General features: G+C 44.4%; 2 protein-coding genes and 1 other annotated feature. Both genes read left to right on the plus strand.

All coding sequences use genetic code 11. The features are described from left to right. Positions 1–195 precede the first annotated feature (195 nt). Positions 196–405, plus strand: a binding site (T-box leader). Positions 406–586: 181 nt separating this feature from the next. Further along, positions 587–2026, plus strand: coding sequence for a sodium:solute symporter family protein (locus tag QZL64_RS07745; protein ID WP_021841435.1), 1440 nt, complete (start codon positions 587–589; stop codon positions 2024–2026). A gap of 94 nt (positions 2027–2120) precedes the next feature. Continuing rightward, complete coding sequence (locus QZL64_RS07750) at positions 2121–2669, plus strand: glutathione peroxidase (RefSeq protein ID WP_021841436.1); 549 nt, start codon at positions 2121–2123, stop codon at positions 2667–2669. Positions 2670–2817 lie beyond the last annotated feature (148 nt).

Here is a 2817-nt window from a genome sequence, read left to right on the forward strand (position 1 = left end):
AAGCCACACACACTTTTTGTCCTATAAGCCTAAATCTCGAGCGTATAAGGCGACACATTGCTGAAAATTTTTCAGAAAAATAAAATTTTCCTTGACATGGACAAATGTTTTCTCGTATAATGATTTCAATTTAAAAAAGCAGAATGCTTAGTGTAGCGGGCAACATAATTGCGGAGCTCGCAAGCAGGACGCGACGTAAAAGTTATGACGAAAGAAAGTAGCCCTGTAAGGCATGCGCAGAGAGCCGTTGGTTGGTGTAAAACGGCAGTGATTACAGTGTGAAGTTCCTTTCCGAACTGCAAGGCTGAATTAAGTAGGCTGCGCCGGCGTGGTTGTCGTTAGAAGAACTATGAGTTGGTCGATTCGAGATAATGAGGGTGGTACCGCGGATATTCCGTCCCTTGGGTACTACCCTCTTTTTTTATACTCCGAAATCGTCAATGAGGGTGGTACCGCGATTCGTCATCGTCCCTTTTTAGGGGCGATTTTTTATTTCATAGTTGGCGATTTTGCCAATATGATTTTTTGAGAAAAAGGCGGACGAGCCGGTGATATGCCCCAATCACCAGAGAGAGGAGCGATTTAAATGACTATTTCAACTGTGATTGTAGGGCTGTATGTGGTATTACTCTTCGTGATTTCCTGGGCGTCGCGCAAGTTGACGACGGGCAAGGCAGAAAATTATGTGCTTGCCGGACGCCGTATGACGACACCACTTATTACTGTATCTATTGTCGGTTTGGCCGTGGGCGGGGCGTCTACCATCGGGGTGGCCGAACAGGCCTATGTAAAAGGTATTTCCGCCGGCTGGTACACGGCCGCTTGGGGCCTTGGGGCCATTGTGATGGGCCTTACGGTGGCGAAACGGTATCGCCGTTTGCAGATTACGACGGTTCCGGAAATGTTGGAACGCTACTATGATAAAAAGAGCCGTATTGCAGGCATCGTGATTCAAATCATGGTTCAGCTTTGTGTTATGAGTTTGCAATATGTGGCGGGCGGTACCATTTTGGCCGCTTTATTGCCCGATGTTTTCACCGTAACAACCGGTATGATCATGAGTGCCATCGTTTTCATCGGCGTTACTATGATGGGCGGCATGTGGTCCGCCAGCATCTCCAATTTGTTGAATGTTACTCTTAAATATATCGGCATTTCCGCCGCTGCTTACATGGCCGTTGTTATGATGGGCGGTACCGCCGCTATCGAAGCGCAGGCACCGATGCCTCACATGTTCGATTTGGTTGAAGGTGTCGGAGGTATGACGATTTTGACTTGGATTGTTACTTTGATTACGGTGAATCTGTCCTTGCAGAGTATCATTCAAATTTCGCTTGGCGCCAAAACGGTGGGCGTTGCTCGCAAAGGTTTCATCTTGGGTGGGCTTATTATGCTGCCAATCGGTTTCATCAGTGCGTATTTGGGCGTGATTGCCGCCGAATTATATCCGGGTTTATCGCCGGCGTTGGCATTACCGAAATTAATCGTTTCGCTTCATCCGCTCTTGGCCGGTTTAACCTTGGCAGCCCTTTGGGCAGCCGATGTGAGTACCGCTTGTAACTTACTCTTAAGCTCCGGTACTTTATTCTCCCAGGATATTTACAAACGTTTCATCAATCCGAATGTAACTGATGAAAAATATACGCTCATTACCAAGATTGCAATCGTGGTTATGGGGCTTATGACATTCATCTTCGCTTTGACTATCAGCGGTATCATCGCTACCTTGATGCAGGGCTTAAGCTTAATGGCGGCTTTCGCGGTTATCGTCTTGATGACCCTGTTCGCCCCTAAATACTGCAGTCGTATCGGTGCGTTCTATACTTTAGTAGCGGCTGTTGTGACTTTATTGGCTTGGAACTTCGTACCGGCCGTACGCATCGTGCCACATGTAATCTATTTGGAATGGATCGTGTGCAGCATTACCTTCGGTCTTTGTACTTTAGTAAGCCGTCAAGCTATTAAAACAGACGCTGCGCTGGAAGGGGAAACAGCGGCAGAAGGTATGGTTAATTCGTTGAATTAAATTGCGCAAAATATAGTTGACAGCAATTAAAAGGTTGTATACAATTAAATCATCGAAAGAGAGATTCTTATTTGATGTAACAGGAGGAATCATCATGAGCGTATACAATTACGGTATTTTAGACAAAGCAGGCAACGAAGTTAAATTGGAGCAATACAAAGGCCAAGTATTGGTTATTGTCAATACGGCCAGCAAATGTGGTTTTACACCGCAGTATGAAGGTTTGGAAGCCTTATATAAAACTTACCAAGACCAAGGTTTTACCGTGATTGCTGTACCGTCGAATGAATTTGCGGAAGAAGAGCCCGGCACGAATGAAGAAGTACAGAGTTTTTGCAAATTAAATTACGGCGTAACGTTCCCTGTTATGGGCAAAGCTGTAGTTCGTGGTGAAGGGGAGATTCCTTTGTTTACCTATTTGACCGCTCAGCAAGGGTTCAAAGGGTTTACCGGTGAAAAAGCTGAAATGTTAAATACTTATTTGAATGAAAATCACTCTGAGTTTTTGGACGATGATTCCGTTAAATGGAACTTCACCAAGTTCTTGGTAAACCGTAAAGGGGAGGTTATCGGTCGTTTCGAACCGACTGTAGAACCTTCGGCTATGAAAGAAGCTATCGAAGCAGCTTTGGCGGATAAATAATTTTAGAATAAATTGTTTTTTGAAAAATAAACTTAGAAGAATAAGAGATTTACTGACAATATAATTCTGACAAAATATTTTGACAGATTAATCGCATAGACAACATAGTAAGGAGCACTGAACCGACCCCTTAAAGTTAGACCTAAAA

The organism is Veillonella sp. CAG:933 (assembly GCF_000431435.1).
Taxonomy (GTDB): domain Bacteria; phylum Bacillota; class Negativicutes; order Veillonellales; family Veillonellaceae; genus Veillonella_A.